This is a genomic window from Pseudomonas sp. LTGT-11-2Z (assembly GCF_003691445.1).
Taxonomy (GTDB): Bacteria; Pseudomonadota; Gammaproteobacteria; order Pseudomonadales; family Pseudomonadaceae; genus Aquipseudomonas; species Aquipseudomonas monteilii.
In genome coordinates this window covers 2,409,905-2,431,588 of sequence record NZ_CP033104.1, presented here as the reverse complement: position 1 = coordinate 2,431,588, position 21,684 = coordinate 2,409,905, and the positions used below count along the sequence as shown (strand labels likewise).

Sequence of the window (21,684 nt, the reverse complement as noted above, 5' to 3'; positions counted from 1 at the left end):
CTCCTGGACTGCCTTCAGCCCAGCGCGCACTCACGACCAAGACCTGCGCCTTCCTTGGAAGAATCTCATACTCCATGTACTTGGTTCACTTTACGCTTATCGGGTTTCTTGGGTCATTTATCGTCGAGGCCGAGGTCGAAATCGAACCGGCCTAGACGGATTTGCAATACGACCCAAGAATCTCCGCCTTATGCGCCCTGGACGCTAAAATCAGTTCCAATAAAAATCGGGATTTGCCAGCTTGTAACCAGCATTGTAGAGGTGTCTAACTTTCGGTTTTGGAACCATTTTTCTGGCTAATTTCCCTTCCTCCTTTACGGCGCCGCGCTGAAAAATGCCGGGCGTGCATCTGTGGCAAACGGACTGTAGGCTACGAGGTCAGAGCGTGAGGTCCAGCAGGCCCGCCGCTTGGCCATCTGGCGCGGAATCCACATGCAAAAAGCCTGGCGCACGACCAGGCTTTTAGATCTATATCCATCTACAGCTGAACGTTATTCCAATGGGCGCTTGTGATAACTATAACGCTCCGCATGGGATGCCCTCGATGGGTCCGGCGGCACCTGTTTCTGCCCTCTTCGAAAGGGAGGGCTGTCGAAATTGTCGTCACGGCCCTCTTGGCAAACGCTTTCGTTCTGATTGACTGATCCCTGTAGCTGCCCCTCATTACCGGCTGGCTGACTGACCTGTCTGTCACTCTCTACGCCATACCTATCTCTGGACATACACACCTCTCAATGCTCAGAAGCCCTGAGCCACTTGAGTATGCGCCTCCAACTCCTCCAGAAGATATAAAACGGACCACCGGGACAAGGCTTGTGTTGAGCTCGCGTCAGGATCGTACGCTCAATCAAACTCACTCATACGTCTGTCGCCTGGATTTCCACTGTGACAAGGAGGGTAAACCGTCAGTAAGCCTCTGGCGTAGCGCTCGGAGCATTGCGAACGAAAAACGGATGAGCCACGAATCATCCTTCAATCGAAACATATTACCCCGGTAAATAGCTATTTCCGTCTCGCTGACGCCAATCCACTCAGAAATATCTAAATCACTTGGCGCATCAAACATACTTGTGCCCTCGCGTTCGCAATGAAGCAACCAAGCAGTGCGCTTTGACGCGCTATCGCTTGTGGATGGACTTGGCCGTTTGAGGGTTGGTCCAAACCGACTTCGGCTTGCTAGCTAGCACGCCGCTGACTCCTGCAGGAACGCTTTCAATTTGGCCTCCCAGCTTGACGAACAATTGAGTCTGTTCATTCAAGCGCTCATGGGCACGCTGCGTCTCGGGGGATATGGCCTGGAGCATAAAAGCAACCTCATAGTGAGCAGCCGCAAAACACGGCTACGCAGTCACTATACAGGCTATTGACAGACTCCGTGCAAATAAGAGCCAGATACTGAAAATTGCCAGCATATTCAACGCAAAACTCGGCAGATTCTTTCGAAAATCCCGCATGCCTAACCATCCGCCGCCGCTGACAAGCTGCATGAGCCTGGTCTGTGGCTAGCGTCACTTCCAGTACTGCAGCAGTAGCGTGAGAATCGACCCTCAGGCCGCGCCGCTAGCGGCCTGCGAATCGCAACTGTTTAATACGGTTCGGCCAGCTTCACCGACTTTCGCCCAGCAAAACCGACATGCTTGAGCTCAGTGCCAAGCCTCCTCGAGCACGGCAGCGCGCCCATCGGGATCTGTAACCAAGGCGAATCGGTCGTTCAGTTCATCCATGCTTGCGTATCCCGGCCATCACTCTGCTCTGCACCACCACGACTGCGCATACAGCACGCCTTCGACTTCCTCGACACCGTTGATGTTGATTCCGAGCTGGGCCATGCCATTGACCTTTGCGTCATGCAATCGAGGAATGATGTCGGGCCCCGGCGCAGGGTTAAACACCCAGGCCTGGGTCGATACCCGGCCCAGTGGTTCGCTGTGATGGTCACCAATGTGGATGTCGGCCTTCAGGGGCTGGATCATCCTGAGCTGATCGTACGGGATGGCCACGCCATTCACGCGGCGGCGAACGAGGAGGAAGTACATACTGCACCATATACTGCATATAAATACAGTATTTCAGCATCAGGAAAAGCAACCTCGCCAGTACCGCTCGGCGGACTATGCTTGTTTGCTCATGCAGGAGGGCGGCGTATGTGTGGAAGGTTGAGTCAGTACCGAGGCATACACGACTTCGTTGAAACCCTGAGCCTGCCAGAGGCCTGGAAGAACAACGTCGGCGACGAGCCTCTTGGCCGGTACAACGTCGCGCCGACCACGCCGGTGGCAGTGCTGAGGGTAGATGACGCAGGCCCGCGCGCTGACCTGGTGAAGTGGGGATGGCGGTCGCATTGGGCGACCGACCGTGCTGCGCCGATCAATGCCAGGGTCGAAAAGGTGGCGCACGGCCCATTCTTCCGAGCGATCTGGCCGAACCGGGCAATCACACCCATCGACGGCTGGTACGAATGGGTTGATGAGGGTGGACCGAAGAAGCAGCCGTACTACATTCGCCGTCGGGACGGGCGCCCCGCCCTATGTGCCAGCATCGGCCAGTTTGTCGGCAGCGAGCACGACGGGTTTGTCATCATCACCGCCGATGCCCAGGGCGGCATGGTCGACGTGCACGATCGTAGGCCTGTTGTGCTGTCACCTGAGCTGGCATACGAGTGGATCGCGGCAGGAATGCCGAGCGAGCATGCAGAGCAACTGGTGCTCAACTTGGGCGAACCGGCCGACGCCTTTGAATGGTACCGGGTGAGCCCCGCCGTAGGGAATGTACGCAACCAAGGTGCCGAGCTTATAAGCCCGCTTCAATGAAGAGGCGGCAAATCCTTGCCGCGGGCTTTAGCTATCACCCGATACTGGTAGTCGGATAACACCTGAAACAACGACTCGGCCAGTCGGCGCAGGCGCTCGACCTCCTTAGCGGTGCGCCACAGTCCTGGGCTTGGTGGTACTCACGCAGCCCGAGAGGACGCCAGGGTGAAGGCCGAGGTCGAGAATAAGCCGGATCTGGCCAACCGTATCGCCCAGTTCCAGTTCCGCGACATCAGACCGAAGGCCGCATCCGAGATCAACGACCTGAGCGATGCAAGCGTGCTGCTAGGTCACTCAAAAGAGGGGATCACCGAGCGCGTTTATCGTCGCGTCGGCGCCATCGCCAAGCCCTCCAAAGGCTGAAGTTTCGGAACTCTTGGCTTTTTTTGACCCATAAAGAAAAACCCCGCAGACGTTAATCTGCGGGGCTTTCGAATGGTGGAGGCCGAGGTCGGAATCGAACCGGCGTAGACGGATTTGCAATCCGGAGCATAACCACTTTGCTACTCGGCCTCAAAGGTCGGATCTAGCTGCTTGCGCTTTGCTATCTCCTTGAAACGCTGAACCTTTTTCAAAGTTTGCTGCGTTTCGATGGGCGCCATTATGTCTTCATTCCTTTAACCTTGCAACCCCCTGAACGAAAAAAAATTTCAACGGGTTCAAGGTGTTAGCGCAGACGCCCGAGTTTACTCCACAAACCTACCACCGTGTTCTCCACCGTGCCGCTCGCCGCCATGCCGATGCGTTCCTGCAGGCTCTTGCGTTCGGCATAGTGGAGGTGGAACAGGTTGGCATTGCGCGCACGCTCGCTGAGGTATTCGTCGCTGGTCTGCAGTTCGTCCACCAGCTTTCGGTTGAGTGCCGCAACCCCGAGCCAGACTTCGCCGGTGGCCACTTCGTCAATATGCAACTGTGGGCGGTAGCGTGCAACGAAGTCCTTGAACAGCTGGTGGGTGATGTCCAGGTCTTCCTGGAACTTCTCCCGGCCCTTCTCGGTGTTTTCGCCAAACACGGTGAGGGTACGTTTGTACTCGCCAGCAGTCAGCACTTCGAAGTCGATGTCATGCTTCTTCAACAGGCGGTTGACGTTAGGCAACTGCGCCACCACGCCGATCGAACCCAGCACGGCGAACGGCGCACTGACAATCTTCTCGCCGATGCAGGCCATCATGTAACCACCGCTGGCGGCCACCTTGTCGATGCACACGGTCAGCGGGATGCCTGCCTGACGAATGCGCGCCAGCTGCGACGCTGCCAGGCCGTAGCTGTGCACCAGGCCACCGCCACTCTCCAGGCGCAGCACTACTTCGTCACGCGGGGTGGCGAGGGTCAGTAGCGCGGTGATTTCGTTACGCAGGCTTTCAGTGGCCGAGGCCTTGATGTCGCCATCGAAATCCAGCACGAAGACCCGGCCCTTTTCCTCGGCCTTGCCCTTCTTCTGCTGTTTTTCCGCCTTGGCCTGCTGCTTGCGCAAGGCCTTGAGCTGGGCCTTGTCCAGCAGGCCAGACTCCAGGCGCTCGCGCAGGTCCTTGTAGAACTCGTTCAGGCGGGTGACCTGTAACTGCCCACCCGGTTTGCGCCGCCCCTTGCCGCGCAGCCCGGCGATGGCTGATAGCACCACCAGGATGGCGATGACCAGGGTGGCGGTTTTGGCGAGAAAGCTTGCGTATTCGGCAAGAAACTCCACGTTGACTCCTTAAATACCTGCGCCACGGCGGCGCGTAACTGTTGCAAGCATACCGTTGCACCCGAGGTGCTGCCAGCAGGTGCAAACGCTGGCAACATCTTTCAAACAACCTTTTCAAACGCTTGTATGTTTTTTCGTTGACAGCCCGTGAGCCGCATCCTAACCTCGCAGCAACCTCCAACAGGCCGGAACCTTTCGTGGGCAACCTCTACCTGATCCGACATGGCCAAGCCTCCTTCGGTGCCGATGACTACGACGTTCTCTCCCCCGTGGGCGTGCGTCAGAGCCAGGCCCTGGGTGAGCACCTTGCCCAGCTGGGTGTACGGCTGGACCGTTGCGTGGCAGGCGACCTGCGCCGTCAGCAGGATACCGCTCGCCTTGCCCTGGAGGCCTTGCAGGCCAACGGCTGCCCGGTGCCGACGGTTGAGACCGACGCGGCGTTCAATGAGTTCGATGCCGACGGCGTCATCCGTGCCCTGTTGCCCGGGCTGCTGCCGCAAGAGCCAAACGCCCTGCACATCCTGCGCAATGCTGCGCAGCACCGCAGTGAGTTCCAGCGCCTGTTCGCCTTGATGGTGCAGCGCTGGCACGACGGGGAGCATGCCGACGACGGCCTGGAAACCTGGCAAGCTTTTACTGCCCGCGTACAGGGTGGGCTGCAACGCGTACTGGATAATGCCGGCAGCGGCGACAATATCGCCATTTTCACCTCGGGCGGTACCATTGCCGCCCTGCTCCACCTGGTTACCCGTATCACCCCCAGCCAGGCGTTCGCGCTGAACTGGCAGATCATCAACACGTCGCTCAGCCAGCTGAAGTTCCGCGGCCGCGACGTGGCACTGGCTTCCTTCAACAGCCAAGCCCATGTGCAGCTGTTGAGGGCACCGGAGTTTGTCACCTACCGATAAGCCCGGCTTTGTTGTGTCCCTGCGGGGACGTGTAAATCACTCTATAAGGAATGCGCCATGACCTCCGTAGCTGATGCCGTCAAAAAGATGCAAGAGAAGTTCAACCCATCCGCTGCCGCCGGCCTGGACCTGGTGTTCGGCTTCAACATCACCGACGAAGGCAAGCAGTACGCGCTGATCGTCAAAGACGGCACCTGCGACCTGCAGGAAGGCGAAAACCCGGATGCCAACTGCACCCTGGTAATGGACAGCGAAACCCTGAAGGGGATCGTCAGCGGCGAAACCGACGGCATGCAGGCCTTCATGGGCGGCAAGCTGCGCGTTGAAGGCGACATGATGCTGTCGATGAAACTCAGCGAGCTGTTCCCGTCCTGAGGGCTGGGGATACCGAATGATCGAAAACCGAAGCCCTCGCGGCTTCGGTTTTTTTTTGCCCGGCATTCGGTGCAGTGATCCACCGGCAACACCCGCACCTATATGGCACCTGGCACGCTTGTTCCAGCCTGGGCAGGCCATTAGATTAGCCAATAGTCCTTGCGATCGAGAATAAGGAAAACGCATGACGCTCACCGACCAGTCCACCCAGGTACGCCCCGGCGAAGAACTCGACGCGGCCGTCATCGCCCCTTACCTCAAGGCCAATATCCCCGGCCTGGATGGCCTACCCAGCATCAGCCAGTTCCCGGGTGGCGCCTCCAACCTCACCTACCTGGTCAGCTACCCGGGCCGTGACTTCGTACTGCGCCGCCCACCGTTCGGGCAGAAAGCCAAGTCGGCCCACGACATGGGCCGCGAGTTCCGTATCCTGAACCAGCTGAACAACGGCTTCCCCTACTGCCCCAAGGCCTATGTGCACTGCACCGACAGCAGTCTGATCGGCGGTGAGTTCTACGTGATGGAGCGGGTCAAGGGCATCATTCTGCGCTCGGATATCCCTGCCGAACTGAACCTGGACGCCAGCCGCACCGAGGCCCTGTGCAAAAGCTTCATCGACCGCCTGGTCGAGCTGCACCAGGTGGACTACAACGCCTGCGGCCTGGCCGACCTGGGCAAGCCGGAAGGCTATGTGCAACGCCAGGTCGAGGGCTGGACCAGCCGCTACGAAAAAGCCCTGACCCCGGATGCCCCGCGCTGGGAACAGGTGATCGCCTGGTTGCACGACAAGATGCCCGCTGACCACCCGAAGCCCGGCATCGTGCACAACGATTACCGCTTCGACAACGTGATCCTCGACGCCGACAACCCCATGCGCATCATCGGGGTACTGGACTGGGAAATGGCCACCCTGGGTGACCCGCTGATGGACCTGGGCAACAGCCTGGCCTACTGGATCGAGGCCGACGACCCAGCACCCGTGCAACTGATACGCCGCCAGCCGAGCAATGCACCAGGCATGCTTACCCGTCGCCAGTTCGTCGATTACTACGCCGAGCGAGCGGGCATCCAGCTCGACAACTTCGATTACTACTATTGCTATGGCCTGTTCCGCCTGGCTGGCATCGTCCAGCAAATCTACTACCGCTACTACCACGGCCAGACCCAGGACAAGCGCTTCGCCCAGTTCATCCACATGAACCGCTTGCTGGAGCAGATGACCCTACAGGTCATTGCCAAGTCCAGCCTGTAAGTCATGACCACGACGACGGATAACAAGGAAAACAGCATGTCCAAGACCCACCTGTTCGACCTCGACGGCAAGATTGCCTTCGTTTCCGGTGCCAGCCGTGGCATTGGCGAGGCCATCGCCCACTTGCTGGCACAGCAAGGCGCCCATGTGATCGTTTCCAGCCGCAAGCTCGACGGTTGCCAGCAGGTGGCCGACGCCATCATCGCCGCCGGTGGCAAGGCAACGGCGGTGGCCTGCCACATCGGTGAGCTGGAGCAGATCCAGCAGGTGTTCGCCGGCATTCGCGAGCAGTTCGGGCGCCTGGACGTGCTGGTCAACAACGCGGCTACCAACCCGCAGTTCTGCAACGTGCTGGATACTGACCCGAACGCCTTCCAGAAGACCGTGGACGTGAACATACGCGGCTACTTCTTCATGTCAGTGGAAGCTGGCAAGCTGATGCGTGAGCACGGCGGTGGCAGCATCATCAACGTGGCGTCCATCAACGGTGTGTCGCCCGGCCACTTCCAGGGGATCTACTCGGTAACCAAGGCAGCGGTCATCAACATGACCAAGGTCTTCGCCAAGGAGTGCGCCCAGTTTGGCATTCGCTGCAACGCGCTGTTGCCGGGCCTGACCGACACCAAGTTCGCCTCGGCACTGGTGAAGAACGACGCCATCCTGAACGCCGCACTGCAGCAGATCCCGCTCAAGCGGGTGGCCGACCCAAAAGAAATGGCCGGCGCAGTGTTGTACCTGGCCAGCGATGCGTCCAGCTACACCACCGGCACGGCACTCAATGTAGACGGCGGCTACCTGTCCTGATCACGCTTTGATTGCCACCAAGGTGTAGCTCAAGGGCAGCCGTGCGGGCTGCTCACGCAAGCGATACTCCCCGTCACTGCCCTTGACCATCTGCCCCGGCAGCGCCTCCCAGGGGATGCTCTGGTGCTCGACCAGTGCCGTCAGTTGCAGCCCATGCGCCAACAAGGCAGTCACCACTTCGCCCAGGCCATGGTTCCATTCATGGGTTTCGGTGTGGGCAAGGCGCTGTTCGGTTTCTACGTAGGTCTGGTCGTTGTGCCACACCGTCGGCGCTTCGTGCTCGAAATACGGGTATTCGAGCTGCAGGCGGTCCTGGTGGTCCTCGTTGACGGCCATCAGCATCGGGTGCCCATCGCGCAGGAACAGCCGCCCGCGTGGTTTCAACAGTGCTGCCACTGTACGCGCCCACAGAAGCTCGCCTTCGTAGTCCTTGGAGGCAGCATGTAGCGGAGCGCGTTCGTCCCAGCTGGCACGGTTGAGTTGAAGAGAGCGATCCATGGTGTCGCCCTTGAGTGGTAACGGCCCATGCTAGCCGTCACCACGCGTCTTGCAACACAACTGCATTGCTAAAAATTGTAAAGCCCACCCCTACAGGGTGAGCGCCTGCGTTACAGGCAAGTAGCCGCTGCCGCCCGGCGCTGCAATGCCACGCCGTCATGCTTCTGCGCGTAATAGTCAACCCGCGCCCCACCCGCCTGCGGGTAAACATCCACGAACGCTTCGGCTTCGCGGGTATACACGGTAAACCCGCCCTGCTTGCGCGGCTCCAGATAGCCACTGGCATCGTCGCCGAACACCTTCTCTTCCTGCCAGCTGAACTGGATGCACTGGGCCACCAGCTCTGGCGCCTTGTGCGAATCGAGCTGCGCCGTCGGCTTGCCGCCGCGGGCCGTCTCCATGGTCGCAGAAGCACAACCGACCAGCATCAGTGCTGCGGCCATCGGCAGAATCGCACGCATGTTCCATCCTCAGGGTAAAAAGAAAGCGACTCTAGCACTGGCATGCATCGCGAGTGAATTGCCACACACCTGCCGCTGTCGCAGATAAGACACGTAACCAAGAGGAAAACCCCATGAAACTGCACTATTTGCTGCTCGCGGTCCTACCCTACCTACCCCTGGCGGCAAACGCCGCCCCTTCCAGCGAAGAAAGCGTCACCGCGCCGGAAACACACAATCGCGAACTCAAGGTGGGTGACAAGGCGCCGGACCAGTACAAACGAGACGATCAGGCCATACAGGACTGGCAAGCCAAGGGCCTGCCCAAGCCCGAAAAAGAAAGCCACTGGGTACGCATGGGCGGGCACTTTGTACTGGTACAGATCACCAACGGCGTAGTGCTGGCAATCCAGCCGGCGTCGTGAGTCAACCCGCTTCGGCCATTGCCGCCATATGCACCGTATTGCGCCCGGCGGCCTTGGCCTGGTAAAGCGCTGCGTCAGCCTGGGCCAACAGGCTGGCGGTACTGTCCTGGAATCCAGGCACGCCGCACCACAAGCCAACGCTGAAGCGCAATTCGATCTGGTCACCGGCAAAACTCGCCGGGTTGCGCGCAATGGCCTCCCGCAGCCCTTGCAGCGCAGCCATCGCCCCGTTGCGGTCAGTGCCCGGCAGCAGCAACAGGAACTCCTCACCACCATAACGGCCCAGGCAGTCACCTTGGCGCAGCCGCTGTTGCAACTGACGCACGCAATGGCACAGCACCTCGTCACCTGCCAGGTGCCCATACAGGTCGTTGATGCGCTTGAAATGGTCGATGTCGATCATCGCCACAGCCAGGATGCCCTGCTGCTGGCGAGCCTGGTCCAGCTCCACGGCGAAGCGCTCAAGGATCGCCCTGCGGTTCAGCGTGCCGGTCAGCACATCGTGCAGGGCCAGGTGCTGCAAGCGGGATTCGCTGCGCTCCTTGGCCATCAACACCAGCCCGATCGAATACATCATTACCGTGGCGGTGCCAATCGCCACCGAAATGCTCTGCTTGAGGTTGCTGGTGTCATAGCGCAACTCCACCGCCGTGCCATTGGCCACCGCCACCCCACGCATGCCCAGGCCGACCAAGCTGATCAACGCACCGATCTGCAGCAGCAAGTGGGCCTTGCCCGGCCGCTCGGCATAGCGTCGCGCCCAGTACAGAATCATCGAACACTGCAACATCAGCACCAGCGTTGCCAGCAGCATACGTGGCTCCACCGTATCGAGCAGCAGCATCAACCCCACCAGCATGCACGCCGGGATAATGAAGATACTGCGCCAAGGCACCAACTGCTGACGCACCCGAAACAGGCTGGCCGTATAGAACGCCAAGGCCAGCGACAACAGGCTGTTGCCCAGGCCATAGCTGAGCCACAGCGGGGCCTGGGCGTAAACGGTGTAGCAGACATAGGCAAGGGCATGCACCAGCAACCCACACCCCGTGAGTGAAAGGTTGTCACGGCGGTTACTGCGCCCGACCAGCAACAGGCAGAAGGCCAGAATGGTTGCAACCAAGGCAACGGCGGCGAACAACGTGGGGGTATGGGCGATCATCATGATTCACTGTGTGGCAAATTGCCGTCTTGCCTGCGGCTTACCCCACAGTCTAGAGGGGTATTACCGGCTCGACCATGACCGAATGGGACAGAACAGCAGCCCACAAGCACGCCGCTCATCACTGGCGCGACAAATTTTTGCCTGCCAGGGAAACCAAATGGATCATTCCCAGTCTCAGCAAGTGCCCTGTAAACCATTGCGGATCAAGGACCTATATCGTGATGACCCGCCTTGCAAGCCTTTCGCTGGTTGCTGTTGTCCTGCTGACCGCAGGCTGCCACAGCCATCGCTACCATGACGACGACGATGGCTGGCGTGACCGCGACCGTGACCATCGCCACCACCATCGCCATGACCGCGACGATGATGACGATGACAATCGCCAGTACCGCGGTGACCGCTACTACCGTTGAAGCGTCTTTGCACCCCTGACCCGCCGCCCGTTGCGCGGCACCTTAACCTGATGATTCCTTTGAGGTTCGTATCATGCGTCTGACTCTGCCTTCCCTTGCCCTCGGCCTGCTGCTGTGCCAGGGCGCTTTCGCCGGTGACGGTACTGCCGCCATTGGCGGTGGCCTGGGTGGTGCCCTGGGTAACGTTGTAGGTCAATCGATCGGTGGCAAGACCGGGGCGGCCATCGGCGCAGGCCTCGGCGGCGCAGCCGGCAGTGCGGTAGGTGCACGCAAGGGCAACCGTACCGAAGCCGCCATCGGCGGCGGCCTGGGCTCGGCTGGCGGCTCGCTGCTGGGCGGCGCGGTGGGCGGCAAGACCGGCTCCACGGTGGGTGCCGGCCTGGGCGGCGCGGCCGGTGGTGCCATCGGCAACCACCTGGGCGACAATAACGGCAGCAAGAAGCACCACCGTCACCGTCACTGATCCGGTGACCCAAGGGGCCGCAATGCGGCCCCTTTTGTTTGGCAAACCCTGCAGCACATCAACACCCCCTTCATTACAAGCTGGCACACTGGCTGCTACTGTCTATCGTGCCCCTGTGTGAAGGAACACCCCCTCCCCATGAACCAAGAGCTGCTCTGGGTCCTCGGCCTGCTGGCCATCGTCATCCTCCTGTTCGTCATCAACCGCCCGCGCATGGACGTGGTCGCACTGCTGGTGATTCTCGCCCTGCCGCTACTCGGCATCCTCACCGTCGAGCAGGCCCTGGCCGGCTTCAGCGACCCCAACGTGGTGCTGATCGCCGCCCTGTTCGTGATTGGCGAAGGTCTGGTGCGTACCGGCATTGCCTACCGCATCGGCGAATGGATGAGCGAGCGGGCCGGCAACAGCGAGGCGCGCCTGCTGGTGCTGCTGATGGTGGCGGTGGCCGGGCTGGGCTCGATCATGAGCTCCACCGGCGTGGTGGCTATCTTCATCCCGGTGGTGCTCAGTATTGCCGCACGCCTGAAACTCTCGCCCAGCCGCCTGATGATGCCACTGGCGTTCGCCGGCCTGATCAGCGGCATGCTCAGCCTGGTAGCCACACCACCCAACGTGGTGGTGCACAGCGAGCTGGTGCGCAATGGCGAAGCCGGTTTCAGCTTCTTCAGCTTTACCCCGTTTGGCCTGGTGGTGCTGGTGCTGGGCATCGGCTACATGCTGCTGACCCGCCACTGGCTCAACGGCGAAGTGCGCAAGGACGGCCGCGTGGAAACCCGCCGGACACTGCTGGACCTGGTGCTGGACTACAAGCTCAACGGCCGCGAACGGCGCCTGCGCATCCGCCCCCACTCGCCGCTGATCGGCCACACCCTCGGCGAGCTGGAGCTGCGTACCCGGCACGGCGCCAACGTGATCGGTATCGAACGCCAGCACAAGTTCACCACGCGGGTGATGGCTGCCGACTCCAGCACCGTGTTGCACCAGGGCGACGTGCTGCTGCTCGACCTGTTCGCCAACCGCGACGACCTGCGCAGCCTGTGCCAGACCATGCAACTGGAGCCGCTTCACTTCAAGGCCGCCTATTTCATCGACCAGTCCCAGGAACTGGGCATGGCCGAGGTCTCGCTACCACCGGGGTCGCAGCTGATTGGCAAGAGCATTCTCGAACTGGCGTTCCGCACCCGCTTCGACCTCAACGTGGTCGGCCTGCGCCGCGAACAGGCAGCGATCGAAGACCAACTGGTGGAAGAAAAGCTGCGCCTTGGCGACACGCTGCTGGTGGTCGGCCCGTGGAAGGCCGTACGCCAGCTGCAAAGCAAGCCCAGGGACTTCCTGGTGCTGAGCCTGCCTGCCGAAATCGACCAGGTGGCCCCCGCCCGCACCCGCGCGCCGCAAGCGCTGCTGAGCCTGGCGGTGATGGTCGGGCTGATGGTCAGCGGTGCCGTGCCCAATGTCATGGCGGCGCTGATCGGTTGCCTGCTGATGGGCGCCGGCCGTTGCATCGACATGAACAGCGCTTATCGGGCCATTCATTGGCAAAGCCTGGTGCTGATCGTCGGCATGCTGCCCTTTGCCCAGGCGCTGCAGAAAACCGGCGGCATCGACCTGGCGGTGAGCGGGCTGGTCAGTGTGCTGGGCGGGGCCGGCCCCAGTGCCATTCTCGCCTGCCTGTTTGCCGTCACGGCGGTGATTGGCCTGTTCATTTCCAATACGGCCACTGCGGTGCTGATGGCGCCGGTGGCTGTCAGTACCGCTACACAGCTGGGGATGTCGCCCTACCCGTTCGCCATGACGGTGGCGTTGGCCGCATCGGCGGCGTTCATGACGCCGGTGTCATCGCCGGTCAATACGCTGGTGCTGGGCCCAGGGCAGTACCGTTTCGCCGACTTCGTCAAAATCGGCGTACCGTTCACCCTGCTGGTGATGCTGGTGACCGTGTTGATGGTGCCGTGGTTCTTCGGGCTGTGACGACACAACCGAGGAATGAAGGCAATTTGGCATTATCTCGACCGATCGCGGCAGATTGACATCAACTACCCTGACGAAACACACTGCGGGTCATTGCCCCAGGTGCTTCAAGGCGTTGTCCTGGATTTCGTTTCCGCTTGCCGGTCGAGCCCATGGTTTTTGCTGCCCAATCGCGCTTGTTGCCTTACGTCGTTCTGCTCTGCCTGACCTTTGCCCTCACCCTGAGCGGCATCCTGGCACGCCCGATCGAATCGCTGTCGCTGTTCTGGCCGGTGAATGCCGTATTGGCCGGTGTACTGCTGCGCTACCCTCGTCAGGCCACGCTTACCGGCTTTGGCCTCGTCTGGCTGGCCATGGTCGGTGCCGACCTGCTGTGCGGCAGCGCCTGGGCCCCGGCCCTGTGGTTCAACCTGTGCAACCTGGGCGTGGTGGTGACCCTCTGGCAATTGCTGTCGCGCTTGCCGCGCCTGCACCGACGCATGCGCACCCCGCACGGCGTACTCAGCGTATTTGCCGCCTGCGCCGTTGGCGCCATGGTGGCGGCCAGCATGGCGGCGGCGATGGCCGCGCCCTGGTTCCAACAATCGTTGCGCACCACTTGGCTGGCCTGGTTCAGCGAACAGTTCTCGACCAGCGTGCTGGTGCTACCGGTGCTGCTTACTGCGCCCTCGGTGCGGGCCTTGATGCGCGGTGGTGCCCAGGCCATCCGCCTGGCACCGCTGCTGGTGCTGCTGGCCTCGCTGGCGTTCAGCATTGCCTTTGGCGGCCCCGGGGCCATTGCCTTCCCGATTGCCGCCTTGCTGTGGTGTGCCTGGACCTATTCGCCCTTCATGGTTTCGCTGCTGGCACTCACCGCCGGCAGTACCTTGATTGTGGCCGTGGCGCAAAACCTCATGCACTTTAGCGTGCCGCAAAGCGAGCCAGGGGTGACCACGCTGATGTCGGCGCGCCTGGGCATCGCCATGCTGGTGCTTGGCCCGCTGGTGGTGGCCTGCGTCAGCCAGGCCAACCGCAGCCTGATGGCCCGCCTGGCGCACCAGGCTACCATCGACCACCTTACCGGCGTGCTCACCCGCAGTGCCTTTACCCGCCGCGCCAACGCGTTGCTGGACAGCCGCCAGCAGTATGCCCAGGCGCTGCCGCTGACCCTGATGATGCTGGACATCGACCATTTCAAGTCGATCAACGATGCCCACGGCCACGCGGTCGGTGACCAGGTGCTGCGCCAGTTCGCCAGCACCTTGCAAGACCAGTTGCACAACGATGAACTGCTCGCGCGCCTGGGTGGCGAGGAGTTCGTCGTCATTCTCCCGGGCCTTGCGCCAGAACGGGCCAAGTTCACCGCCGAACGCCTGCGCCGCGCCGTACAGGACCTGCATGTGGTGCAGGCCGACCAGCGCCTGCAGATTACCGTCAGTATCGGCCTGGCCGGCTGTGACGCCGACCGCCCGGCCCCCAGCCTGGACGCGCTGCTGGCAAGCGCCGACCAGGCGCTGTACCGGGCCAAGGCCCATGGCCGCAATCGCGTCGAGCAGGCCGAGGCGCAGCGCCAAGTGATCTGAGTCAACCGGCCAGCAAGTCCCACGACAGCTTGGCGATCAGCACGCACAACAGCACCAGGAACAGCCCGCGGACAAAGCCGGCACCCTTGCGCACTGCCAGCCAGGTACCGGTCAGCGCGCCCAGGATGTTGCACACGGCCATGGGCAGGGCGATGGCATACAACACGTTGCCCGTCGGCACGAAGAACACCAGTGCCGCCAGGTTGGTGGCGATGTTCACCACCTTGGCCGACGCCGAGGCGTGCAGGAAGTCCAAGGCAAAGAAGCGGATGAACAGGAAGATCAGGAAGCTACCGGTACCCGGGCCGAACAGGCCGTCGTAAAAACCGATCGCACCGCCGATCAGCACCGCCAGGCACTGCTCCTTGCGGCCGATTTGCGCAGGCTTGTGCAAGGTGCCGAAGTCTTTCTTGCAGAAGGTGTAGATGGCCATCAGCACGATCAGCACCAGCACCGCCGGACGCATTACGCTGGGCGGCACCAGCGACACCGTGGCGGCACCGGCGAACGACATGACAAAGGCGCTGAGTGCAGCGGGTACGATCAGCCCCCAGTCCAGCGTCACCTTGCGGATAAACGACCGCGCCGCGAAGGCCGTGCCGCACACCGACGCCAGCTTGTTGCTGCCGAGCAATGCCGCTGGCTGTGCGGTGGGCAGCACATTGAACAAGGCCGGGATCTGGATCAGCCCACCGCCCCCCACGGCGGCATCGATCAGCCCAGCGGCAAAAGCGAACACGGAAAGTACAGCGATATCCATCATGATGCAGGCCCAGAGGCAGTGAAGACGCCTGCAAGGCTAATCAAAGTACCGCGCTTGTGTTGAAATGCCATATTGCGAAAACTGCAACAAGGAGCAGACGATGGCACTGGACATGCTGCGGGAAATCCAGGCGTTCGTCAGCGTGGCACACAAGCGCAGCTTCGTCGCCGCTGCCCGCGCACTGGGGCGTTCACCGAGCGCAGTTACCCGTGCTGTGCAAACCCTGGAAGACAACGCCGGAAGCAAGCTGCTCAACCGCAACGCCAACGCCGTGACCTTGACCGAAGCGGGCGAGCGACTGTTGCCGCACGCCGAACGCTTGCTGGATGTGCAACGCGATGCGGCCGACGAACTGGCCGCGCTCAGCGGCAGTGCCCAAGGCTGGATCCGCTTTGCCGTGCCGCAGTTGCTGGGGGAGCATGTGTTACCGCAGGTGCTTGCCGAGTTTTCTCGCTGCCACCCGCAAGTGACCCTCGACGTGCAGTACAGCGACGAAGCCCTCGACCCACTGCAAGGCAAATTCGATTTCGTGGTGCGCGGCGCCTTCCCCCAATCAAGCGAGCTGATCGGCTACCCGCTTTGGCCCTATCAGCGCCACCTGTATGCCAGCCCCGCCTACCTGGGCCTGGCCGGCACACCGCAACACCCGGAAGACCTGGAGGGCCATACGCTGATCCTGCATACCGCGCCACGCATCCTCAAGGCCTGGCATTTCTGCCGCGATGGCCAGATCACCAGCCTGCGCCCCAGGCCCAGGCTGCGCCTGGGTTCGGGCGAGGCGGTGTACCACAGCACCCTGGCCGGTGCGGGTATCGCCCGCCTGGCCGCCTGGGTTGGCGAAGCGCAGGTCAAAACCGGGCGCCTGGTGCGGGTGTGCCCACAGTACCGCCTGACCTCCAGCAGCGGCCAGGACCCGCAGATGCATGCGCTATACCCTGCCGGCGAGCTGCCGGCGCGGGTACGTGACTTGCTGGCGGCCCTGCGCCGAGTCGGCATGGCCCAATGAAACAGCCACTGAAACGGCTGTTCAATTTCTGCTCAATTTAACAGAGCCCGCCGTGGGCTTGGCTTACAGCACTTTATCCACAGACCTACCCACGTTTTTTGTGGACAGATTTCCCAGCGCAAAGAATGACTTATCCCATGCGCGGGTGAACGTTGAACCTCAGCTTGGCGGAATCGTGCCAAGAAGACCAATCAGAATGGTCAGTAGCAGAAAACCACCCAGGAATAGCGCCAGCTTGCCCATTGGAACCTCTACAGTTGTGATGCGGGAATGGGCATATTCTCGGCCTTGGGCTGATACGGTTACAGATTCAGCTTTGTGGAAAAAAAGCGGATCAGATGGAAACCTGCTGAAGCTTTTCTGCAGGCAGCCAGCCCAGTTCGCCATTGCCATGGCGACGGCACCAGACCCAGCCGTTGAGCGGGCGCAGCATTTGCACCCGCTGCCCGGGGTCGGCATCGAGCTCATGCGCTGAGTAATTGTCCAGTGCCCTGCCCTGACACACGCTGATTCGCTCGATCAACTGGGCCGGAACCCAGCCAGGCTCCTGACCACTGCAGGTGCACAGGTACCAGTCCTGCCAGCCTGGCTTGCCTTCGTAGCGTGGCCCGATGTTCAGCAGCGTGCCCTTGGCGAAGCGGATGGGCCGCGGATATTCACTGCGATGGGGTTCAATGACAACGTAATGCATGGGCCTCTCCTTGGCCGGGTAAACCTTCGATCGGTGCAGCAGCGGAAAAACCACCGCTGCACCGCGTTCTTATCGTTATGTGTACCCATTGAGACCTGATACACAAGCACGTTTCCAACGGGTCAATCGGACATATCGGCGATACAGCCGTCAACTTTACTGGCACACATCAAACCGCCTCACTGGCTCATGCAAAGGAGATGCCCGATGCCTGCCCGCCACTCGACATGCGGCCAGGCGGTCGTGGATGCGGACCACTTGTAACGCGCAAGAAATTGCTACACGACGTTTCGAAGGGCATGGCAAACCATTTACAGGAAATTGTCGAGAGCCTGTAGGGACGAAACCCCGTTGTGGCTAGGTATCACGCGGGGTTCAGCCAAGATTGAATGAAACGATTTGAAATGCAGCTTGTAGGATCTTTTACCGCGCAACGTAGGAGTATTCGCCTCGAAGGGATTTCCCTGTATGAAACATCAGTTTCTGCAGCAAAATCGAGCTGCTACGGTCCGATTTTCCTACAACGGCACGGAAGCCCACAGCGTGAGAAAAGCATGGACCCGTACAATGCCTCGGCCCTGAAGCTGCAGAAGAATTTGCTGAACCTGCGCCTTGAGCGCGATCGCCTGAAAAGGGAGGGTAAGTACAACGAGGCGGACAAGTTGGCTGAACCGATCGCCAAGATAGAGGCGGCTATCCAGCAGTTACCGGATAGCTTCAAGCCCGTGACCTTGCAGTGAGCTGTACCCTTTCCTGGCCCCACAGGATTACGCTGAAGCTGAAACCAGCGCAAAACCTGTGGGAGCGGGCAAGCCCGCTCCCACAGAGACCGCGCAGGTTTTTAGAGCATCTGCACCCTCAGAACAGCTTGACCGTGTAACTCAGGATCAGCCGGTTCTCATCAATGTCCGTGCGGTAATTGGAACGCGCCATCACATTGCGCACCCGTATCCCCAATCCTGCCAACGGCCCGCTTTGCACCACATAGGCCAGGTCCAGATCACGCTCCCGATCTCGTCCTTCAAAGCCCAGCCCGGTGTCCACATCCCGCCCCTTCACATAGCGCAAGGTTGACGTCAGGCCCGGAATGCCCAAGGCGACAAAGTTATAGTCGTGCCGCACCTGCCACGACCGCTCCCCCGGCGCCGAAAACTCGTAGGTCGGCAGCGTGTTGCCCATCGGGTTGGTGTTGGCGCCCACCTGGATAAAGCCGTCATCACCGCCAATCTGCTGGTACCCCACATAGAAGGTATGCCCGCCGGTCTTGGCCGAGAACAGGCTGAACAGTGCGTGATTGTCGTAATCGCCGGCAATCTTGCGCCCGTCCTCGCGGGCATCGAAGTAGCCGGCATTCACCCCCAGCGTCCAGTCACCCAACGGCTCGGCATGCTTGAAGCTGTAGAAGCGCTGCTGGTAGATGTCTTCCAGCTGCGCCTGCCATACGCCAACACTGGTACGGTTGTCGTTGAAGGCATAGTCGGCACCCACGTAGTTGAAACGGTCGCTGGTAAAGCGTGCCAGCCGCGCCGAGTTGATCGGATCGTTGACCAGCGCGTACATCTTCTGGCTGTTGGACGAGTCACGCAAGCTGGTGGAGCGGAACTGCCCGGCATTCAGGGTCAGCCCGGCAAACTCGCGGGACTCCAGCATCGCCCCTTGGTAGGTTGGCGGCAGCAGGCGCAGGTCGCTGAACAGCAGCACAGGCAGGTTGGGCATCAACTCGCCCACCTTCAACTCGGTCTGCGACACCTTGAACTTGATCGCCGCACCCAGGCGGCTGTACTCGTCCGCCGACTTACCGCTGTCCAGGCTGGGCAACAAGCCGGACTTGGCATGCGCCGGGCTGCTGTCGAGCTTGAAGCCAAGCAGGCCGGTAACATCGACACCGACGCCCAGCGTGCCCTGGGTATAGCCGGAGCTGGCATTGAGGATGAAACCCTGCGCCCACTCCTGGGTACGCGATTGGGTGCTCGCCCCCTTGATGTCAGCGTAGTCACGGCTGAAAAAGTAATTGCGCGCCTGCAGCGTGGCACGGGCGCCTTCGATGAAACCGGCCTCTTCAGCCGAAGCCTCGGCACACAGCGCGGCGGCAATACAACCGCCGGCCAGGCGCGCAGACGAAGAAAAACGCGGTGCAGTGGAACCTTGCATGGGGCTACTCCTGGATTCGGGCAACAGCCACCCGGCGCGGTGGCCTTGAACGGCCACCGACGTGCGGGTTGCTTTGAGAGAGGGTGTGCAGGCGGGCACCCGGCCCGCCTGCTCTGCCATTGCGTGAAGCGCTGGGCCGCTAGCGGTTGACCAGCTTCGCCGGCAAGGCAATAACCAGGAAGCAGCTGAGAATCAGACAGCCGGCAAACACCCACAGCGCTGCGTGAGAAGTACCGGTCAGGTCAGTGACCAGGCCCATCAGCGAGTTGCTGACCAGGCCGGCGATATTGGCCACCGAGCAAGCCAGGGCGAAGCCGGTAGCCGCAGCCGTGCCCTTGAGGAAGGTGGCCGGCAGGCTGAAGAACACCGGCACTGCGCCAATGATGGCCGCCGAAGCGATGGCGAACAGCACCACGGTCATCACCAGGTTCTGGCTGAACAAGGTACTGCTGGCCATGGCAATCGCACCGATGATGAACGGCACGATGATGTGCCAGCGGCGCTCGCGGTGGCGGTCGGAGCTGGCCCCGATCATCAGCATGCCAGCCAGCGCGGCCAGGCTCGGGACGGCCGTGAGCAGGCCAATGTGGAAGGTATCACTGACGCCCGCATCACGAATGAAGGTTGGCATCCAGAAGCCCATGGCATAGGCGCTGAGCAGGATCGAGAAATCGATACCTCCCAGCATCCACACCTTCAGGTTGAAGAAGCCGTCGCGGAAGCTGTGCTTGCTGTCTTTGCCCTCGGCATCGTCAGCGGCCAGGTCTGCCGCCAGCTGGGCCTTGTCGTCATCCGACAGCCACTTGGCCTGCTGGAAGTGGTTGGGCAGTGCCCAGAACGTGAGGATGCCAAGCAGCACGCTGGGGATCGCCTCCAGCAGGAACAGCCACTGCCAGCCATGCAGTCCATGCACCTGGTCGAAATGGCCCATGATCCAGCCAGAAATCGGCCCGCCAATCACGCTGGACAACGGCAAGCCGATCATGAACAGGGCAATGATGCGCCCTCGCCGGTAGGTGGGGTACCACATGGTCAGGTAGTACAACACGCCCGGCAGGAAGCCAGCCTCGGCAGCCCCGAGCAGAAACCGCAGGATGTAGAACTGGGTGGTGGTGCTGACGAACATGGTGCAGGCCGACAGCAAGCCCCAGGTGATCATAATGCGGGCGATCCACAGCTTGGCGCCAACGCGCTGCAGGATCAGGTTGCTCGGCACTTCGAAAATGATGTAACCGACGAAGAACAGACCGGCACCCAAGCCGTAGGCTGCAGTGCTGAACTGCAGGTCTTCGAGCATTTGCAGCTTGGCGAAACCGACGTTGATGCGGTCGAGGTACGCAGCGAGGTAGCAGAAGCACAGGAAGGGTATTAGCCTCCAGGTGATCTTGCTGTACAGCGCTTTGGTGCCATGGTCGATGTCACTGTGGACCGTGGTTGCATTCGCAATTGGCATTTCCTGTCTCCTGGCGGGCGACTTTGTGGTTGTTTTAAGGCCAGCAGTTTTCGACGCGCCGGGCACCCCGCGCACTATACGCGGCGCGCCCTGGCAACGCCTGAAGACCCCGAGTGCTCCTGCGGGGCGACCGCCCGGACAGCAGGCGGTCATGGACGGGCTTCCGGCACCGCTCCTTGATTGTTATTGGGTAAGGGCTGCCCGGCGTTCAGCCGGCCAGGTGCCGCAGGTGTTGCATGGCGTCTTGCCGGGTGACGACATCCCCATACTTGCTGTCGATGTCGAACAGGTTGGCTTCATGCGGGTCGTTGTGGCGGTCACCTACGCACTCGCGCACCACGATGGTTCGAAAGCCGTGCTGCATGGCATCCACTGCACTGGCGCGGATGCAGCCGCTGGTGGAACAGCCGGCCAGCACCACGGTATCGATCCCTTGTGCATGCAGCAGCGGGGCCAGGCTAGTGCCGAAGAAGGCACTGGCGTACTGCTTGCTCAACACCACCTCCCCCGCCTGCGGTGCAACGGCCTCGCAGAAGGCAGCTAGCGGGTTGCCTTCGACCATGTCCTTCATCACTGGCGCCTTGCGCACCCACACACCTCCGTCGGCAAAATGCGGCGGCTGGTAGCGAATGTTGGTGTGCACCACCAGGGTACCGCAGTCGCGGGCCAGCGCCAGCAGGCCGGCAGCCTGCTCAACCGCCGCGACAACACCCGGGGCATACAGCGGAGCGCCAGGTGTGGTGTAACCCTGCATGAAGTCGATCATCAACAGGGCTGGCTTGCGGCCGAAGCCAATGCGCTGGCCCCAGACCCCCTGATAGTTGTCACGGGCGCTTTGTGTATCGCTCAT

General features: G+C 61.2%; 23 protein-coding genes, 1 tRNA gene and 1 pseudogene. 13 read left to right on the top strand and 12 right to left on the bottom strand.

Features of this window, described 5'->3' with window-relative positions; translation table 11 throughout:
• Positions 1–1,118: 1,118 nt before the first annotated feature.
• Positions 1,119–1,304: a hypothetical protein gene (locus tag D8767_RS29590; protein ID WP_016711433.1), complete on the bottom strand. Its 186-nt coding sequence runs from the start codon at positions 1,302–1,304 to the stop codon at positions 1,119–1,121.
• 438 nt (positions 1,305–1,742) lie between these two features.
• Positions 1,743–2,036 carry a hypothetical protein gene (locus D8767_RS11240; RefSeq protein ID WP_016711434.1) on the bottom strand — a complete coding sequence of 98 codons (294 nt, stop codon included), beginning with the start codon at positions 2,034–2,036 and terminating at the stop codon, positions 1,743–1,745.
• Positions 2,037–2,144: 108 nt separating this feature from the next.
• Between D8767_RS11240 and D8767_RS11235 the strand changes: the two genes are divergently transcribed.
• Together D8767_RS11235 and D8767_RS11230 are read left to right on the top strand one after the other, a co-directional pair.
• Positions 2,145–2,810 carry an SOS response-associated peptidase gene (locus D8767_RS11235; RefSeq protein ID WP_016711435.1) on the top strand — a complete coding sequence of 222 codons (666 nt, stop codon included), beginning with the start codon at positions 2,145–2,147 and terminating at the stop codon, positions 2,808–2,810.
• A gap of 147 nt (positions 2,811–2,957) precedes the next feature.
• Positions 2,958–3,173, top strand: a pseudogene (locus D8767_RS11230) (integrase); the annotation flags it as partial.
• Positions 3,174–3,249: 76 nt separating this feature from the next.
• Here the strand turns inward: D8767_RS11230 and D8767_RS11225 are convergent.
• Positions 3,250–3,323: transfer RNA gene (locus tag D8767_RS11225), tRNA-Cys, on the bottom strand.
• A gap of 154 nt (positions 3,324–3,477) precedes the next feature.
• Positions 3,478–4,497, bottom strand: coding sequence for a protease SohB (sohB, locus tag D8767_RS11220; protein WP_016711437.1), 1,020 nt, complete (start codon positions 4,495–4,497; stop codon positions 3,478–3,480).
• A gap of 197 nt (positions 4,498–4,694) precedes the next feature.
• Between sohB and D8767_RS11215 the strand changes: the two genes are divergently transcribed.
• The 4 genes from D8767_RS11215 to D8767_RS11200 all read left to right on the top strand — a co-directional run bounded on the left by D8767_RS11215 (position 4,695) and on the right by D8767_RS11200 (position 7,836).
• Positions 4,695–5,405: a histidine phosphatase family protein gene (locus tag D8767_RS11215; RefSeq protein ID WP_016711438.1), complete on the top strand. Its 711-nt coding sequence runs from the start codon at positions 4,695–4,697 to the stop codon at positions 5,403–5,405.
• Positions 5,406–5,462: 57 nt separating this feature from the next.
• Positions 5,463–5,780 (top strand): SCP2 sterol-binding domain-containing protein, encoded by a 318-nt coding sequence (locus D8767_RS11210; RefSeq protein WP_016487959.1) that lies wholly within the window; start codon positions 5,463–5,465, stop codon positions 5,778–5,780.
• Between the two features lie 184 nt (positions 5,781–5,964).
• A complete protein-coding gene (locus D8767_RS11205; RefSeq protein ID WP_016711439.1) occupies positions 5,965–7,032 on the top strand; it encodes a phosphotransferase family protein in 1,068 nt (355 codons plus the stop codon).
• Positions 7,033–7,068: 36 nt separating this feature from the next.
• Positions 7,069–7,836 (top strand): SDR family oxidoreductase, encoded by a 768-nt coding sequence (locus D8767_RS11200; RefSeq protein ID WP_016711440.1) that lies wholly within the window; start codon positions 7,069–7,071, stop codon positions 7,834–7,836.
• On the opposite strand, the gene D8767_RS11195 is transcribed toward D8767_RS11200, so the two are convergent.
• Together D8767_RS11195 and D8767_RS11190 are read right to left on the bottom strand one after the other, a co-directional pair.
• Positions 7,837–8,334, bottom strand: a complete 498-nt coding sequence (locus tag D8767_RS11195) for a hypothetical protein (RefSeq protein WP_016711441.1) — start codon at positions 8,332–8,334, stop codon at positions 7,837–7,839.
• Positions 8,335–8,444: 110 nt separating this feature from the next.
• Positions 8,445–8,795, bottom strand: coding sequence for a hypothetical protein (locus D8767_RS11190; protein WP_016711442.1), 351 nt, complete (start codon positions 8,793–8,795; stop codon positions 8,445–8,447).
• Positions 8,796–8,908: 113 nt separating this feature from the next.
• On the opposite strand from D8767_RS11190, the gene D8767_RS11185 reads away from it, so the two are divergent.
• Entirely contained in the window at positions 8,909–9,199 is a 291-nt protein-coding gene (locus D8767_RS11185; protein ID WP_122048297.1) for an RcnB family protein, read from the top strand.
• Position 9,200: 1 nt separating this feature from the next.
• On the opposite strand, the gene D8767_RS11180 is transcribed toward D8767_RS11185, so the two are convergent.
• On the bottom strand, positions 9,201–10,361 hold the full coding sequence (locus tag D8767_RS11180; protein WP_029380195.1) for a GGDEF domain-containing protein: 1,161 nt from the start codon (positions 10,359–10,361) through the stop codon (positions 9,201–9,203).
• A gap of 224 nt (positions 10,362–10,585) precedes the next feature.
• Here D8767_RS11180 and D8767_RS11175 point away from each other — a divergent pair, with 224 nt between their 5' ends.
• From D8767_RS11175 to D8767_RS11160, 4 genes are all read left to right on the top strand, one after another.
• Positions 10,586–10,777 (top strand): hypothetical protein, encoded by a 192-nt coding sequence (locus D8767_RS11175; RefSeq protein WP_016711445.1) that lies wholly within the window; start codon positions 10,586–10,588, stop codon positions 10,775–10,777.
• Positions 10,778–10,850: 73 nt separating this feature from the next.
• Positions 10,851–11,240, top strand: a complete 390-nt coding sequence (locus D8767_RS11170; RefSeq protein WP_016711446.1) for a glycine zipper domain-containing protein — start codon at positions 10,851–10,853, stop codon at positions 11,238–11,240.
• 138 nt (positions 11,241–11,378) lie between these two features.
• The gene (locus D8767_RS11165) at positions 11,379–13,208 is read left to right on the top strand and encodes an SLC13 family permease (RefSeq protein ID WP_016711447.1); all 1,830 of its coding nucleotides are present in this window, start codon (positions 11,379–11,381) and stop codon (positions 13,206–13,208) included.
• A 137-nt stretch (positions 13,209–13,345) separates the two neighbouring features.
• The gene (locus tag D8767_RS11160) at positions 13,346–14,770 is read left to right on the top strand and encodes a GGDEF domain-containing protein (RefSeq protein ID WP_029380196.1); all 1,425 of its coding nucleotides are present in this window, start codon (positions 13,346–13,348) and stop codon (positions 14,768–14,770) included.
• Position 14,771: 1 nt separating this feature from the next.
• Here the strand turns inward: D8767_RS11160 and D8767_RS11155 are convergent, their stop codons facing one another.
• Complete coding sequence (locus D8767_RS11155; RefSeq protein WP_016711449.1) at positions 14,772–15,533, bottom strand: TSUP family transporter; 762 nt, start codon at positions 15,531–15,533, stop codon at positions 14,772–14,774.
• Positions 15,534–15,633: 100 nt separating this feature from the next.
• Here D8767_RS11155 and D8767_RS11150 point away from each other — a divergent pair, with 100 nt between their 5' ends.
• The gene (locus D8767_RS11150) at positions 15,634–16,539 is read left to right on the top strand and encodes a LysR family transcriptional regulator (RefSeq protein ID WP_016711450.1); all 906 of its coding nucleotides are present in this window, start codon (positions 15,634–15,636) and stop codon (positions 16,537–16,539) included.
• A 334-nt stretch (positions 16,540–16,873) separates the two neighbouring features.
• Here D8767_RS11150 and D8767_RS11140 read toward each other — a convergent pair whose 3' ends face one another.
• Positions 16,874–17,230, bottom strand: coding sequence for an SH3 domain-containing protein (locus tag D8767_RS11140; RefSeq protein WP_016711451.1), 357 nt, complete (start codon positions 17,228–17,230; stop codon positions 16,874–16,876).
• Positions 17,231–17,784: 554 nt separating this feature from the next.
• Between D8767_RS11140 and D8767_RS11135 the strand changes: the two genes are divergently transcribed.
• Complete coding sequence (locus D8767_RS11135) at positions 17,785–17,970, top strand: hypothetical protein (RefSeq protein WP_016711452.1); 186 nt, start codon at positions 17,785–17,787, stop codon at positions 17,968–17,970.
• Between the two features lie 118 nt (positions 17,971–18,088).
• Here D8767_RS11135 and D8767_RS11130 read toward each other — a convergent pair whose 3' ends face one another.
• The 3 genes from D8767_RS11130 to D8767_RS11120 form a co-directional block, all read right to left on the bottom strand.
• Positions 18,089–19,381 (bottom strand): OprD family porin, encoded by a 1,293-nt coding sequence (locus D8767_RS11130; protein ID WP_016711453.1) that lies wholly within the window; start codon positions 19,379–19,381, stop codon positions 18,089–18,091.
• 139 nt (positions 19,382–19,520) lie between these two features.
• A complete protein-coding gene (locus D8767_RS11125; protein ID WP_016711454.1) occupies positions 19,521–20,834 on the bottom strand; it encodes an MFS transporter in 1,314 nt (437 codons plus the stop codon).
• A 208-nt stretch (positions 20,835–21,042) separates the two neighbouring features.
• Positions 21,043–21,684, bottom strand: a complete 642-nt coding sequence (locus D8767_RS11120) for an N-carbamoylsarcosine amidohydrolase (RefSeq protein ID WP_016711455.1) — start codon at positions 21,682–21,684, stop codon at positions 21,043–21,045.

Bases quoted from the DNA above. Each gene is read 5' to 3' on its own strand.
- D8767_RS11165 (WP_016711447.1), top strand. From the start codon at position 11,379: ATGAACCAAGAGCTGCTCTGGGTCCTCGGCCTGCTGGCCATCGTCATC.
- D8767_RS11125 (WP_016711454.1), bottom strand. From the start codon at position 20,834: ATGCCAATTGCGAATGCAACCACGGTCCACAGTGACATCGACCATGGC.
- D8767_RS11135 (WP_016711452.1), top strand. From the start codon at position 17,785: ATGGACCCGTACAATGCCTCGGCCCTGAAGCTGCAGAAGAATTTGCTG.
- D8767_RS11240 (WP_016711434.1), bottom strand. From the start codon at position 2,036: ATGTACTTCCTCCTCGTTCGCCGCCGCGTGAATGGCGTGGCCATCCCG.
- D8767_RS11235 (WP_016711435.1), top strand. From the start codon at position 2,145: ATGTGTGGAAGGTTGAGTCAGTACCGAGGCATACACGACTTCGTTGAA.
- D8767_RS11190 (WP_016711442.1), bottom strand. From the start codon at position 8,795: ATGCGTGCGATTCTGCCGATGGCCGCAGCACTGATGCTGGTCGGTTGT.
- D8767_RS11200 (WP_016711440.1), top strand. From the start codon at position 7,069: ATGTCCAAGACCCACCTGTTCGACCTCGACGGCAAGATTGCCTTCGTT.
- D8767_RS11150 (WP_016711450.1), top strand. From the start codon at position 15,634: ATGGCACTGGACATGCTGCGGGAAATCCAGGCGTTCGTCAGCGTGGCA.
- D8767_RS11185 (WP_122048297.1), top strand. From the start codon at position 8,909: ATGAAACTGCACTATTTGCTGCTCGCGGTCCTACCCTACCTACCCCTG.
- D8767_RS29590 (WP_016711433.1), bottom strand. From the start codon at position 1,304: ATGCTCCAGGCCATATCCCCCGAGACGCAGCGTGCCCATGAGCGCTTG.
- D8767_RS11140 (WP_016711451.1), bottom strand. From the start codon at position 17,230: ATGCATTACGTTGTCATTGAACCCCATCGCAGTGAATATCCGCGGCCC.
- D8767_RS11195 (WP_016711441.1), bottom strand. From the start codon at position 8,334: ATGGATCGCTCTCTTCAACTCAACCGTGCCAGCTGGGACGAACGCGCT.
- D8767_RS11210 (WP_016487959.1), top strand. From the start codon at position 5,463: ATGACCTCCGTAGCTGATGCCGTCAAAAAGATGCAAGAGAAGTTCAAC.
- D8767_RS11180 (WP_029380195.1), bottom strand. From the start codon at position 10,361: ATGATCGCCCATACCCCCACGTTGTTCGCCGCCGTTGCCTTGGTTGCA.
- D8767_RS11175 (WP_016711445.1), top strand. From the start codon at position 10,586: ATGACCCGCCTTGCAAGCCTTTCGCTGGTTGCTGTTGTCCTGCTGACC.
- D8767_RS11120 (WP_016711455.1), bottom strand. From the start codon at position 21,684: ATGAGCGATACACAAAGCGCCCGTGACAACTATCAGGGGGTCTGGGGC.
- D8767_RS11130 (WP_016711453.1), bottom strand. From the start codon at position 19,381: ATGCAAGGTTCCACTGCACCGCGTTTTTCTTCGTCTGCGCGCCTGGCC.
- D8767_RS11170 (WP_016711446.1), top strand. From the start codon at position 10,851: ATGCGTCTGACTCTGCCTTCCCTTGCCCTCGGCCTGCTGCTGTGCCAG.
- D8767_RS11205 (WP_016711439.1), top strand. From the start codon at position 5,965: ATGACGCTCACCGACCAGTCCACCCAGGTACGCCCCGGCGAAGAACTC.
- D8767_RS11155 (WP_016711449.1), bottom strand. From the start codon at position 15,533: ATGATGGATATCGCTGTACTTTCCGTGTTCGCTTTTGCCGCTGGGCTG.